Below are 12620 nucleotides of genomic sequence, written 5' to 3'. Positions count from 1 at the left end.
ATGCTGCGCATGACGAATCCCGAATCGCAGCGCCCCGCACGGATCGAGTTCACGCCCTACGACTGGCCGACGCCGGGCCCGCTGTACCTGGCACCCACCCGCTTCCTGGACTTCGACGATGACGCCGTGGCGCAGTTTGCCCACGATGCCACTGTCGGGGGGTCGACGCCGACCGACAAGGCCGTGCGCCTGTTCTATGCGGTGCGCGACCAGATTCGCTACGACCCCTACTGCATCCGCCTGGAGCCCGAAGCCTTCTCGGCCAGCGAAGTGTTGCGAAGCCGCAGAAGCTACTGCATCCCCAAGGCGGTATTGCTTGCCGCGGCCGCTCGAAGCGTTGGCATTCCCAGCGCGATGGGCCTGTCGGACGTGGTGAACCACTTTAATTCGCCGCGCATGAAGGCAGCAATGGGAGGGCGCGAAGTCTTTCTGCACCATGGCTGGGTCGCGCTGTGGCTGGAGGACCGCTGGGTCAAGGCCTCACCGGCGTTCAACGCTGAACTGTGCGCATTGCTGAAGGTGCCGCCGACCGAGTTCAACGGACGGGACGATGCGCTGCTGCAGCAGTTCGACGCGGCAGGCACTCGCCACATGAGCTATCTGAAGGACCATGGGCTGTGGTCAGACCTGCCGCATGCGCGCATCGTTTCGGAGTTTGCCGGCTACTACCCGACGAGCATGTGGCATCAGCAGGACGCGGCCGCCGATTTCGCGGCCGAGGCCCGGGCGGGTTGAGGCCGTGGCGACGATACCGACGATTCGCCTGCTCGATGGCAGCACGATGCCCTCGCTGGGACTGGGCACATGGCGCATGGGAGAAAGCCGCTCACAGCGCGCCGCCGAACTGGCCGCATTGCGCTGCGCCCTTGACCTGGGCTATCGCCTGATCGATACCGCCGAGATGTATGGCGAAGGTGGCGCCGAACAAGTGATCGGCGAGGCGCTGGCTGCCGCCATGCGTGCTGGCGACGTTGCTCGGGAGAACCTTTTTGTCGTCAGCAAGGCCTACCCGCATCACGCCGGGCGCAAGAGCCTGCCGCAAGCCTGTACGCAGAGCCTGCAAAGGCTCGGGCTCGACCACATCGACCTGTACCTGCTGCACTGGCGCGGCAGCGTGCCGCTGTCCGAAACGGTGGATGCCATGCGCGAACTGGTGGCTGCCGGTCGCATCCGGCGCTGGGGCGTGAGCAACTTCGATGTGGATGATCTGCAGGAACTGGCTGAGGCCTGCGGCGCCGAGTTCGATTGCGTCGCCAACCAGGTCTATTTTTCGGTGACCGAGCGCGGGCTCGAGCACAGCCTGCTGCCTTGGCAGCGACAGCGCAACATGCCCTTGATGGCCTACAGCCCCATCGACCAAGGCGCGTTGGCGAGCGACAAGGGCCTGGCGCAGATCGCGCAGGGGCTCGGTGTGAGTTCTGCGCAACTGGCGCTGGCCTGGGTGCTCTCCCGCCCGGGCGTGCTGGCCATTCCGAAGGCGGTGCGTGAATCCCATCTGGCCGACAACCTGGCGGCGGCTTCGCTCGTGCTTGGTGACGATGTGCTGGCGCAGATCGATCGCCTGCATCCGCCACCGCGGCGCAAAGGCCCGCTCGCCATGATCTGAAGACAACGAACACGACCCGATGACCGAGAGCAAGACGAACACGCCGCGCTGCGCCTGGGCCAGCAACGACACGCAGATGCAGGCCTATCACGACGAGGAGTGGGGTCGGCCCGAGCGCGATTCCCGGGCGCTCTGGGAGTGCCTCATGCTCGAGGGCTTCCAGGCCGGCCTGTCCTGGATCACCGTATTGCGCAAGCGCGAAGCCTTTCGCACGGCCTTTCACGGGTTCGACCCGGTTCGCGTGGCGCGCATGGGCGAGCAAGACATCGAACGCCTGCTGCAGGACGCAGGCATCATCCGCTCGCGCGCCAAGATCGAGGCCACCATCCAGGGAGCGCGCATCTACAACGACATGACGGCCCGTGGCGAAGATTTTTCGGGCTTCTGCTGGTCGTTCACCGGCGGCAAGGTGCTGCAGGGCGACGGCGTGACGTTGCCGGCGAGCACTGAATTGTCGGAACGCGTGTCCAAGGAACTGAAGCGGCGCGGCTTCAAGTTCGTCGGTCCGACCATCGTCTACGCCTGGCTGCAGGCGGTCGGCATCGTCGACGATCACGCGGCAGGATGCGCGTGGCGCACCACCAGGCAGAAGGCACGTTCATGAAGGCGCGCGTCGCACGCAGCGCTTTCGGGGTCGGCGATGCAGGCACATTGCAGGGCCCGGACGGTTATCAACGGGCGGTAGCGCTCAATGCGAAGGCCGAAGCCGGAGGCCGCCAATGACAGGCCGAAGACTGCGGGTCGGGCAGCCCATCACGCCCGAGGAATTCGAAGAGCTCGATGACGAGCAACTGGCCCGTTTGGTGCCCAAGGCCTATCGCGAATTCTTCCCCGGCAAGGACTTCTGCGCCGACGGCCACTTCTATCTGCACGATGGCACGGCGTGGTGCTTTTTCCGGGGCGGATTCCTGGACGAATGAAAAAGGCCCGGTGGTTGCCCGCCGGGCCTTTTGCATAGCGTCAGGCGCTCAATGCGCCTTCAATGTGCCTTCAATGCGCTTCGGCCTGCTTGGCGGCGTTGACGATGGCTTCGTTGTCCTGCTTGGCGCCGTTGAGGAACAGGTTGAGCAGCACGGCGCAGATCGACGCCAGCAAGATGCCTGATTCGATCAGCGAATGGATGGCGTGCGGCATCCACTGCTTGAAGTTGGGCGCGATGAGCGGAATCATGCCCACGCCGATCGACACGGCCACGATCATCGGGTTGTAGCGATTGGTCTTGAAGTCCACGCCGGCCAGGATTCGGATGCCGGTGGCGGCGACCATGCCGAACATCACCAGGCCCGCGCCGCCGAGCACCACCGTCGGAACGGATTCGACCAATGCGGCCATCTTCGGCAGCAGGCCCAGCACCACCAGGATGATGCCGCCGGCCACGCAGACGAAGCGGCTGCGGATCCCCGTCACGGCGACCAGCCCGACGTTCTGCGAGAAGCTGGTGTAGGGGAAGGTGTTGAAGATGCCGCCGATGAGCGTGCCCAGGCCGTCGGTGCGCAGGCCGCGCGCCAGGTCCTGCTGGCTGACCTTGCGGTCGGTCATCTCGCCCAGCGCCAGGAACATGCCGGTCGATTCGATCATGACCACGATCATGATCAGCGTCATGGTGAGGATCAGCACGGGATCGAACTGCGGCATGCCGAAGTGGAACGGCAGCACAACGTCGAACCATTTGGCGCGAGCCACCTTCTCGAAGGTCATGAGGCCCATGGCCGCAGCCACCACCGCGCCGATCACGATGCCCAGAAGCACGGAGATGTTGGCGATGAAGCCGCGTGCGTACTTGATGATGAACAGGATCGAGATCAGCACCAGCGCGGAGATGCCGAGACCGCCGAGATCGGCGTACTTCGGGTTGGGCACTGTGGGCATGAGTGCCAGGCCCTTGGGCACCGGGGGCAGCGCCGAGCCAGGGGAGGTGACCTCGGCCAGCCACTTCGAATAGACCGGGTCCACGATGGCGGGCGCCGTCGGGCCTACCGGATTGCCGAAGACCCAGTTGATGCCCACGCGCATCAGCGAAATGCCGATGACCGTGATGATGGTTCCGGTCACGACGGGCGGGAAGAACCTCAGCATCCGACTGACGATCGGCGCGATCAGGATCGAGATGATGCCGGCCCCGATGATGGAGCCGAACAGAAGCTGTGCGCCGCTGTGCCCCCCGTTGGCATTCGCGATGGCGACCATCGGCGCGACGGAGGCAAAGGTGACGCCCATCATCACCGGCAGGCGGATGCCGAACCACTGCGTGAATCCCAGCGACTGGATCAGCGTGGCGATGCCGCAGCAGAACAGATCGGCAGAGATCAGCAGCGCGACTTCTTCCGGGCTGAGCTTGAGCGCCCGGCCAACGATGAGCGGCACCGCCACGGCGCCGGCATACATCACCAGGACGTGCTGCAGACCCAGGGCCGTGACCTTGCCCAGCGGCAGGTGCTGGTCGACGGGGTGGACGCCACTTGATGCGGTGGCTGCGTGGTTGACCGACATGGCGTGAACTCCTCGGAGTGGCGGGCGGGTGCCAGGATTCAGGTGTGAACAGTGTCTGTACCCAAAACTGTATACACGACAGAATGCACTTTGTATGGCGGAAAACCCGAATTATCGGAGTGGACCGGGTCGCTGCAAAGCCTCTGGGCAGAGGGCGCCCCTGCGGCTTGCAGCCCGGCTGCTTATGATGCCGGTGAACCTTCTGGCAGGAGCGAACGCCGCATGAGCATCCCCACCACACGCCTGGGCCGGACCGGCCTCATCGTCTCCCGGCTGGCGCTGGGCACCATGACCTTCGGTCTGCAGACCGACGAAGCGGTGTCGGGTCAGATCCTCGACAAGGCGACCGGCGCCGGCATCAACTTCCTGGACACGGCCGATGTCTATCCGCTGGGCGGCACGCTCGAGACCGCCGGACGCACCGAAGAGATCATCGGTCGCTGGCTCAAGGCCAAGGGCGCCGGCGCGCGGGGCGACTACATCATTGCCACCAAGGCCGTCGGGAAGATGGGGCCGCATCCGTGGAACCAGGGCGCTTCGCGCAAGCACCTGCTCGATGCGATCGACGCGTCGCTCCAGCGCCTGCAGACCGACTACGTCGATCTGTACCAACTGCACAGCGACGATCGCGAGACGCCGCTGGACGAAAGCCTCGAAGCGCTGGACGTCATCGTCAAGTCGGGCCGCGCCCGCTACATCGGGGTGTCGAACTTCCTCGCCTATCGATTGGCCCGTGCGCTCGGCCGGGCGGACTTGCGCGGGCTCACGCGCTACGTGTGCGTGCAGCCGCGCTACAGCCTGTTGTTTCGGGAGATCGAGCGCGAGCTGCTTCCGCTTGCCGCCGAAGAAGACCTGGGCGTGATTCCCTACAACCCGCTGGCGGGCGGGCTGCTCACCGGCAAGTACCGGCGCGGGGACAAGCCGCAGGATCACACGCGCTTTACGCTCGGCACAGCCGGCGGCATGTACCAGGACCGCTATTGGAACGAGCGCAGTTTCGACACCGTGGCCGAATTGGGCGCGATGGCCGACGAGGCGGGCGTGCCGCTGGCCACGCTGGCGGTCGCCTGGGTCATGGCCAACCCAGGGGTGACGGCGCCTTTGCTCGGAGCCAGTCGGCCCGATCAGCTCGATGCCACGATTGCCGCCGCGAGCTACACGTTGGATCCTGCGCTGAAGCAGCGTCTCGACGCCCTGACGGCCGACTACCGAAAGGGCGACGCGCCACGCTGATGCCGGCAGCGCCGCCTCACCCGCAGCATCCGCTCGGCGCCTGGGCGAAGGCCGCCATGAGGCTCGATGCGGGCTTCGACGCCGGTTGTGATGTCGCTTGCGATGCCGGCGCCGGATATTCATCGTGCCGGCGCACCCAGCTGGTCATCTTGGGCCCGTCCTCGGGCTCGCGCCGGCCGAGTGGCGTCATGTCGAGCAAGGCATAGGCCGGCAGCAAGGCTTCGCCGCCGCGTCCGAACGACGAATAGGTGTGGAACACCGTGCCTTGCTCGTCCTTGAAGAACACGCTGACGCCCGATGCTTCCTCGCCCCACGGTGCCTGGCTTGCGAAGTTGTAGATGACTTCTCCACGCTTGATCTGCGCGGGACGGAAAGAAACACCGAAGTCGTAGTTGAAGTCGCTGCCGTTGGACGAGGCCCAATCGACCGTCCAGCCCATGCGTTGGCGGTAGCGCTCGATCTGCGCCAGGGGAGCGCGCGACACGCACACCAAACGAACGCCGTGGTTGCGCAGATGAACCAGCGCGCCCTGGATCTGGTCGACGAGAAACGAGCATCCGATGCAGCCGGCTTCATCGCCGGGCGCCAGCATGAAGTGATAGACGATCAACTGGCTGTCGTCGCCGAACAATTCTGCGAGCGTGCGTCGACCTTCGAGGGTGTCGAAGCCGTAGGGTTCGCTGACGCGTACCCAAGGCAGGGCTTGGCGCTCGCGTGCCAGGGCGTCATGGGCACGGGTGAGCTCCTTTTCCTTGGCCACCAGGCGGCGGCTGGCCTCGATCCATTCGTCTCGCGAAGCGATGCGACGTGCTGGCGTGCTGATGATCATGACGGGGCTCCTTTTCGGCCTTTGTTGGACAAGGGCGCTGCGACAGTGCGCAGCTCCACCAGAAAGTTGGCCAGGTTGTCGAACGCCGGGCGCCAACCGCCTTCGTGCGAATCACGCTCCGCCTCGTCGAGGAACTGCGCGTGCTCGAAATCCATGCGGGTGCCGCTCGCGCTATCGGAAAGGCGTATGGTGACCAGCGACTCGCGCTCCGGTGCATCGCGCCAGGCCCAGGTGAACATCAGCAGATGCGGCGGTGCCACTTCGAGATATTTGCCGCTCGCCTCATGCGCCTGCCCGTCGGGCATGCGAAAGCCAATGCAAAACCGGCCGCCCACGTGCACGTCGCATTCCACCCGGTAGATGTCTTTCGGATGGGCCGGGCAAAACCAGGCGCTCAGCGCTTGCGTGTCTGTCCACGCGCGCCAGACCTGGGCCGGGTCGACGCCTTCGAACTCGCGCTGGAGCCGGAGGACGGGGCGCTCGTCGGTGGCGGTGTCGGGCATGCTTGCAACTCCTTTTGCTGGTCCAGGTAACGGCCGAGGGCGTCGAAACGCTCGGTCCAGAACTGCTCGTAGCGCGACAGCCATACGGCGGCCTCTTGCAGCGGCGCAGGCGACAGCACACAACTGACGACGCGGCCTTGCTTGGTGCGCGCCACGAGGCCCGCGTCTTCGAGAACGCGCAGGTGCTTCATGAATCCCGTCAGCGACATGCCATGAGGCTCGGCCAGTTCGGAGACGGTGTGCTCGCCGGTGCCGAGCGCCTGCAGCACGCCGCGCCGGGTGCGATCGGCCAGGGCGGCGAACACACGGTCCAGATCGGCCTCGTCGACAACATCGTTAAACTCAACCATAAGGTTCAGTATTGAGCCGATCGGAAGGCATGTCAAGCGTCCTTGCATACGTCCACAAGCGTGGCGCTGATGCCCACTCTTGCTACAGTGCGCGGATGAGTCGTCGCAACCCTTCATCTTCCGGTCAGCAAGGCCAAGTGCCGGCAAATGCCAAGCCTGCAGATGCCAACGCGCCGGCGCCGGCCAAGAGCACGCGGCGCCAAGGCCTGCTGGCGGGGCTGGTCGTCGTCGCCTGCGCGGCGGGCGGGTATGGCGCAGTCCATTGGATGACCGCCAAGCCCGCTGGCCCCAAAGTGGTGTTGGGCGACGGCAAGAGCGGGCCTGCGGAGATGGTCTGGATCGAGGGCGGCCAGTTCATGATGGGCAGCGAGAGCAAGGTCGCGCAGGCCAATGAACGCCCGGCGCACCCGGCGAGCGTGAGCGGATTCTGGATGGACCGCCATCACGTCACCAACGCGCAGTTCCGCCAATTTGTCCAGGCGACCGGCTACAAGACGACCGCCGAACTTCCGCCCGACTGGGAAACCCTCAAGCCGCAACTGCCGCCAGGCACACCCAAGCCGCCCGAAAGCGCGCTGGTGCCGGGCGCGATGGTGTTCGTGGGCACGCCGGCGGTGGTCGACTACAGCGATTTTTCGCGTTGGTGGCGCTACGTGCCGGGTGCCGATTGGCGCCACCCCACCGGGCCGGACAGCAACATCGACGGCAAGGACGACCATCCCGTGGTGCAGGTGAGCTACGCCGACGCGAAGGCCTACGCCGAGTGGGCCGGCAAGCGTCTGCCCACCGAGGCCGAATGGGAATACGCGGCGCGCGGCGGACTCGAGCAAGCCACTTACGTCTGGGGCAACGACTTCGCGCCCGGGCAAAAGCAGATGGCCAACGTGTGGCAGGGCCAGCAGGAACGGCCATTCCCGGTCGTCAGCGCGAAAGCGGGCGGGGCGGTCGGAACGAGCCCGGTCGGCAGCTTTCCGCCGAACGCCTACGGCCTCGTCGACATGACGGGCAATGCCTGGCAGTGGGTGTCCGATTGGTACCGCGCCGACCAGTTCGCACGCGAGGCCCGGATTAAGGCCGGCAAGGTGGCCGACAATCCGCTGGGGCCCACCGACAGTTTCGATCCCTCGGAACCCGGCGTGCCGGTCAATGCGCCCAAGCGGGTCACTCGCGGCGGCTCCTTCCTTTGCAACGAGGACTACTGCATGAGCTACCGCCCCAGCGCACGTCGAGGCACCGACCCTTACACCAGCATGTCGCACCTGGGCTTCCGGCTCGTGATGGACGATCAACTCTGGAAGGCACGGCAGCAAGCCAAGGTGCCCGCCGGCAACGCATCGGGTGCAGCGCGTGGCGGCTGAGATGCGAGGCAGCTCGGCCTTCGCGGGGCTGGGCAATTCCTCCTTCGCCAACCTGTCGCCGGCACCGGTCACGGTCGACGAGGCGGAACCCTGGGTCCGGGGTGAGCTCATCCGCAGCCTCATGCGCGCGGCGCGGGGCTCGTACCTGCTGTCCGCCGCGCTGATGCCGGCGCTGGCGGGGCTGAGCTGGGGGCACATTCCGTCGTGGCAACTCATTCTGTGGCTGGCGCTCGGTGGCGCGGCCACGGGCTTGCGAGTCTGGGGCGAGCGCGTGTATGCCACGCGCTACGCCGCGCGCGACTCGGCGGCGCAGCAGGCCTACATGGCGCGCTACCACTTCCTGTGGACCAGCAGCGCCTTCGTGTGGGGCCTGTCGATCCTGATCTTCTTCGGGCGCACGCCGCTCATGAACGAGTTCATGAGCTGGCTCATCGTGGCAGGCGTCGCCACGTTCCCGCTTAGCGGACTGGCCCTGCACCCGCCGCTGCTCAAGCGCTACGTCAATACCCTGTTCGTCACCATGCTCGCCGGCGTGGCGCTGCGCGTGTTGCAGATGGACCTGAACGATGTGGACTTCAATTACGGCGGCTTTCTGGCGCTGCCGCTGCTGCACTGGTGGATGCTGCTGCGCGCCGGCCAGCGCATCCACGAGACGGCCCACAACAGCTTCGAGCTGCTCTATCACAACCACATCCTGATCAACTCGCTCACCCAGCAGCGGCAGGCGGCGGTTTCGGCGGTGGCGATGAAGAACCGCTTCCTGGCCAGCGCGGCGCACGACATGCGCCAGCCGGTGCTGGCCTTGTCGCTGTACGCCGACTGGCTACGCAACGAGCCCGAACTGGTGCAAGAGATCGCGCCGAAGATCGTGCGCGCCACTCATGCGGTCAACGCGCTGTTCGATTCGCTCTTCGATCTGGCCCGCATCGACTCGGGCCAGGTGCGGCTGCACATCGAGCGGGTTGACGTTCAACAACTACTGCACGATCTGGAACTGCAGTACCGCCCGGTGGCCGAAGCCAAGGGGCTCAGCTTCCGGGTGCACAGTTGCCCGGGAACGGTGCTCACCGACCCGATCCGCGTGCGCCGCATGGTGGGTAACCTCATTGCCAATGCCATCAAGTACACGCCCGAGGGCGGCGTGCTGCTCGCTTCGCGCCAGACCAGCGAAGGCTTGCGCGTGGAAGTCTGGGACACCGGGATCGGCATCGCGCGCGAACACCTTCGCGACGTCTTCCTGGAGTTCTACAAGGTGGCCGACCACGCAGGCACTTCCGACGGTTTCGGCCTCGGCCTGGCGATCGTCGCGCGCCTGTCGCATGCGCTCGGCCATCCGGTCAGCGTGCGCTCGCGCCTTGGCCGGGGCAGCGTCTTCCGCGTGGCCTTGCACGATGCCGACGAGGCGCGCGCGCAAACGCGCATCTCTGGCGCGGTGGGCTGAGGGCGCATCCGGAAAAACCAAAGGGGCCGAAGCCCCCTTGCAAACGATCCAGGGCCTGAGCCCGGCGTTTTCAGTTCGAGCTGGACAGCAGACCGTGGCTGCGAGCGTGATGCAGGGCCTGCGTGCGGCTCTTCACGCCCAGGCGCCGGAACAGGCGCCACAGATGCACCTTCACCGTGTGCTCGCTGATCTCGAGTTGGGTGGCGATCTCGCGATTGCTCATGCCGCGGTCCAGCATGGCGATCAGCTGGGTCTGGCGCTTGGAGAGCTTGCCAGGGGCGGCAGCGGTGGCTTCTTCGCGCTCGTCGTCGGCCTGCAGCAGGCCGCGCAGGGCCGCGGTCAGTTCGGCCGAGCCGGCTGATTTCTCGATGTAGATGTCGGCACCGGCTTCGACGCAGGCTTCTTCCATGTCGGCGGCCGGCGATGCGGAGTACACAGCGACCGGAATGCCGGGATAGCTGGTCTTGACCGAGATGACGCCGGAGACGCCAGTGGTGTCAGGCAGCTTCAGGTCGAGGCAGAAGAGGTCGGGCGTGCCGTGTTGGCGCACTGCGGCTGGCAGGCGGTCCAGGCGTTCGAGTTCGACGATGTTCTCGGCGGGCCGAAGGCGGCGCAGCACCATGACGATGGCGTCGCGCATCAAGGGGTGATCGTCGATGACGTAGATACTCATGCTGGTTTCAGAAAATGTTCACCGGCTGCATGGCTCTTGTATCGAGCCTCGTCCCCATGTCACTCCGGGGAACCGGGATAGATGGACTTCACTCCCTCACGACTCGGCTGCCGCTTGGGACAGAGTCTCCAGCACTTTGGACGCAGCGAGCGCTGTCTGATTGTCGACGGGTTCTAGTTGATCCGCGAAGGAATTCACAAAATCCAACGGGTTTTGTTGCATTGCCCCAATAACTCGGCCCGCATCTTGTGGACTTTTGAAACCGCGGCTTTGCAAAAGAGTACTTCCTTTTTCATCTTGAAGCTTGAAATAAAAAAGGCCATCTCTTTCGCGATACTGTTTGAAACCGGCTTTCGAATTGGACTTGACCGGTTTTGAAGGTTTATTGGTTTTTGCCCCGGTATTTTCAGCCAGGCCGCGCAGGCCCACTGCATGGCGCAAGCGCGCCATGAAGGGACGTGACTGCGCACGCGCCTTCTCGGCGCCGGCCAGCAGCGTGCGCTCGATCTGAGCCGGATCGGCCATTAATGCTTCGTAGTGCTCGCGCAGTGGTGCGATCTCGCGGTCGATGCGCTCGAACAGCAGTTGCTTGGCGTCGCCCCAAGCAATGCCTTCGGCATACGCGCGGCGCAGCGTCTCGGTCTCGTCGGCGCTGGCAAATGCCTGATAGATCTGAAAGAGCGCCGAGCCTTCGGTGTCCTTGGGCTCGCCGGGTGCGCGCGAATCGGTCAGGATGCCGGCGATGAGCTTTTGCAATTGCGCCCGCGGCGTGAACAGCGGAATCGTGTTGTCATAGCTCTTGCTCATCTTGCGGCCGTCCAGGCCAGGCAGCAAAGCCACGGCGTCGTCGATTTCCGCCTCGGGCAACGTGAAGTGCTCTCCGTAAAGGTGATTGAAGCGTTGGGCGATGTCGCGCGTCATCTCGAGGTGCTGAGCCTGGTCGCGGCCCACCGGTACCTTGTGCGCGTTGAACATCACGATGTCGGCCGCCATCAATACCGGGTACATGAAAAGGCCTGCGCTCACGTCGCCGTCCGGGTCTTCGCCACGCGCGACGTTCTTGTCGACCGCCGCCTTGTACGCATGAGCGCGGTTGAGCATGCCTTTGGCGCTCACGCAGGTGAGCATCCAGGTCAGTTCGGGAATCTCGGGAATGTCGGACTGGCGATAGAAGGTCACGCGCTCGGGGTCGAGCCCGCAAGCCATCCAAGTCGCGGCAATTTCCATGGTGGAGCGCTGGATGCGCGACGGCTCGTCGCACTTGATGAGCGCGTGGTAGTCGGCCAGGAAATAGAAGCTTTGCACGTCGGTGCGACGGCTGGCGGCCACCGACGGGCGCACCGAACCGACGTAGTTGCCCAGGTGCGGCGTGCCGGTGGTCGTGATGCCGGTCAGGTATCGGGTGATGGAAGAAGACTCAGCCATGATGAGGTCGAACGGGAAAGAGTGAGGTCGCTCAGCGCAGGAGTGCGGTCAGGGGCGTGATGAGAAAGCCGATCACCTGGCTGCCCAGGTCCATGAGCGGACGCAGCCAAAGGTTGCCGACCACCCCGACGATCACCAGGCCCATCACGATGAAGAACCCGAAGGGCTCGATGCGGGCCAACAGCATCTGCGCCCGGCCGCGCGGCAACAGGCCGGCCAGCACCCGTCCGCCGTCGAGCGGCGGCAGTGGGAAAAGGTTGAACGCCCACATCACGAGATTGACCAGGATGCCCGCGCGGCACATCTGGATGAAGAAGGTCTCGGAGACGCCCATGCCCAGGAGCACGACCAGCATCACTGCCCACAGGATCGCCTGTGCGAAGTTGGATGCCGGCCCCGCCAACGCCACCCACACCATGTCGCGCTTGGGATGGCGAAGTCGGCCGAAGTCCACTGGCACGGGCTTGGCGTAGCCGAAAAGGAAGGCGCCGGAAGTGGCGAAATACAGCAGTATCGGCATCAGGATGGTGCCGAACGGATCGATGTGCTTGACGGGATTGAGCGTCACGCGCCCCTGCACGTAGGCGGTGTTGTCACCCAGGTAGCGCGCCACGTAGCCGTGGGCGGCTTCGTGCACCGTGATCGCGAAGATCACCGGCAATGCGTAGATGAGTACGGTTTGAACGAGTTGATTGATGTCCACCGGGCCATT

15 protein-coding genes are annotated in these 12620 nt (G+C 65.1%); 8 read left to right on the top strand and 7 right to left on the bottom strand.

Annotated elements, in window-relative coordinates:
- Positions 1-9: 9 nt before the first annotated feature.
- From QTH91_RS16220 to QTH91_RS16200, 5 genes are read left to right on the top strand one after another with little or no spacing between them, the layout of a single operon-like run.
- Positions 10-735 (top strand): transglutaminase-like domain-containing protein, encoded by a 726-nt coding sequence (locus QTH91_RS16220; protein ID WP_286661132.1) that lies wholly within the window; start codon positions 10-12, stop codon positions 733-735.
- A 13-nt stretch (positions 736-748) separates the two neighbouring features.
- Positions 749-1606: an aldo/keto reductase gene (locus QTH91_RS16215; RefSeq protein WP_286661598.1), complete on the top strand. Its 858-nt coding sequence runs from the start codon at positions 749-751 to the stop codon at positions 1604-1606.
- A gap of 19 nt (positions 1607-1625) precedes the next feature.
- Positions 1626-2210 (top strand): DNA-3-methyladenine glycosylase I, encoded by a 585-nt coding sequence (locus QTH91_RS16210; protein ID WP_286661131.1) that lies wholly within the window; start codon positions 1626-1628, stop codon positions 2208-2210.
- Complete coding sequence (locus tag QTH91_RS16205) at positions 2207-2329, top strand: hypothetical protein (RefSeq protein ID WP_286661130.1); 123 nt, start codon at positions 2207-2209, stop codon at positions 2327-2329. The genes QTH91_RS16210 and QTH91_RS16205 overlap by 4 nt, the downstream gene beginning before the upstream one ends.
- A complete protein-coding gene (locus QTH91_RS16200) occupies positions 2326-2526 on the top strand; it encodes a hypothetical protein (RefSeq protein ID WP_286661129.1) in 201 nt (66 codons plus the stop codon). Before QTH91_RS16205 ends, QTH91_RS16200 begins: the two co-directional genes overlap by 4 nt.
- A gap of 70 nt (positions 2527-2596) precedes the next feature.
- On the opposite strand, the gene QTH91_RS16195 is transcribed toward QTH91_RS16200, so the two are convergent.
- Positions 2597-4096, bottom strand: a complete 1500-nt coding sequence (locus QTH91_RS16195; RefSeq protein ID WP_286661128.1) for a nucleobase:cation symporter-2 family protein — start codon at positions 4094-4096, stop codon at positions 2597-2599.
- A gap of 222 nt (positions 4097-4318) precedes the next feature.
- On the opposite strand from QTH91_RS16195, the gene QTH91_RS16190 reads away from it, so the two are divergent.
- The gene (locus QTH91_RS16190; RefSeq protein ID WP_286661127.1) at positions 4319-5329 is read left to right on the top strand and encodes an aldo/keto reductase; all 1011 of its coding nucleotides are present in this window, start codon (positions 4319-4321) and stop codon (positions 5327-5329) included.
- Positions 5330-5345: 16 nt separating this feature from the next.
- Here QTH91_RS16190 and QTH91_RS16185 read toward each other — a convergent pair whose 3' ends face one another.
- Genes QTH91_RS16185 through QTH91_RS16175 form a run of 3 tightly spaced genes read right to left on the bottom strand, consistent with a single transcriptional unit; the run spans position 5346 to position 7011 of the window.
- Complete coding sequence (locus QTH91_RS16185; RefSeq protein ID WP_286661126.1) at positions 5346-6158, bottom strand: DUF899 domain-containing protein; 813 nt, start codon at positions 6156-6158, stop codon at positions 5346-5348.
- Complete coding sequence (locus QTH91_RS16180) at positions 6155-6661, bottom strand: SRPBCC family protein (protein ID WP_286661125.1); 507 nt, start codon at positions 6659-6661, stop codon at positions 6155-6157. Before QTH91_RS16180 ends, QTH91_RS16185 begins: the two co-directional genes overlap by 4 nt.
- A complete protein-coding gene (locus tag QTH91_RS16175; protein WP_286661124.1) occupies positions 6553-7011 on the bottom strand; it encodes an ArsR/SmtB family transcription factor in 459 nt (152 codons plus the stop codon). The genes QTH91_RS16180 and QTH91_RS16175 overlap by 109 nt, the downstream gene beginning before the upstream one ends.
- Positions 7012-7106: 95 nt before the next feature.
- Here QTH91_RS16175 and QTH91_RS16170 point away from each other — a divergent pair, with 95 nt between their 5' ends.
- Together QTH91_RS16170 and shkS are read left to right on the top strand one after the other, a co-directional pair.
- Positions 7107-8369, top strand: a complete 1263-nt coding sequence (locus QTH91_RS16170) for a formylglycine-generating enzyme family protein (RefSeq protein ID WP_390367293.1) — start codon at positions 7107-7109, stop codon at positions 8367-8369.
- Position 8370: 1 nt separating this feature from the next.
- Positions 8371-9810, top strand: a complete 1440-nt coding sequence (gene shkS, locus QTH91_RS16165; protein WP_286661123.1) for a surface-behavior sensor histidine kinase ShkS — start codon at positions 8371-8373, stop codon at positions 9808-9810.
- A gap of 70 nt (positions 9811-9880) precedes the next feature.
- On the opposite strand, the gene QTH91_RS16160 is transcribed toward shkS, so the two are convergent.
- From QTH91_RS16160 to QTH91_RS16150, 3 genes are all read right to left on the bottom strand, one after another.
- Complete coding sequence (locus QTH91_RS16160) at positions 9881-10483, bottom strand: response regulator transcription factor (protein ID WP_286661122.1); 603 nt, start codon at positions 10481-10483, stop codon at positions 9881-9883.
- 96 nt (positions 10484-10579) lie between these two features.
- The gene (locus QTH91_RS16155) at positions 10580-11908 is read right to left on the bottom strand and encodes a tryptophan--tRNA ligase (RefSeq protein WP_286661121.1); all 1329 of its coding nucleotides are present in this window, start codon (positions 11906-11908) and stop codon (positions 10580-10582) included.
- A gap of 31 nt (positions 11909-11939) precedes the next feature.
- Positions 11940-12611 (bottom strand): site-2 protease family protein, encoded by a 672-nt coding sequence (locus tag QTH91_RS16150; RefSeq protein ID WP_286661120.1) that lies wholly within the window; start codon positions 12609-12611, stop codon positions 11940-11942.
- Positions 12612-12620 lie beyond the last annotated feature (9 nt).

Origin of the sequence: Variovorax dokdonensis (genome assembly GCF_030316895.1) — a bacterium.
GTDB lineage: Bacteria > Pseudomonadota > Gammaproteobacteria > Burkholderiales > Burkholderiaceae_C > Variovorax > Variovorax dokdonensis.
The sequence above is the reverse complement of the archived record's forward strand: the minus strand, read 5'-3'. Positions and strand labels throughout refer to the sequence as shown.